The sequence below is a fragment of the Streptococcus humanilactis genome (assembly GCF_019448275.1).
Taxonomy (GTDB): domain Bacteria; phylum Bacillota; class Bacilli; order Lactobacillales; family Streptococcaceae; genus Streptococcus; species Streptococcus humanilactis.
This window is the reverse complement of the sequence record NZ_JAHXBZ010000053.1, coordinates 1-221: the sequence shown is the minus strand read 5'-3', so window position 1 is coordinate 221 and position 221 is coordinate 1. Positions and strand designations below refer to the sequence as shown.

Below are 221 nucleotides of genomic sequence, written 5' to 3'. Positions count from 1 at the left end.
GTAGCCTCTACATCAGCATCAACAAGTGCGGTAGCCTCTACATCAGCAAGCACAAGCGCTGTAGCCTCTACATCAGCAAGCACAAGTGCGGTAGCTTCTACATCAGCGTCAACAAGTGCCGTAGCGTCTACATCAGCAAGCACAAGCGCTGTAGCCTCTACATCAGCAAGCACAAGTGCGGTAGCCTCTACTTCAGCGTCAACAAGTGCGGTAGCCTCTAC

Annotated in this window: 1 pseudogene; it reads right to left on the bottom strand. The window is 52.5% G+C overall.

The window, feature by feature from the left end:
- Positions 1-221, bottom strand: a pseudogene (locus KV696_RS09835) (adhesive domain-containing protein); the annotation flags it as partial.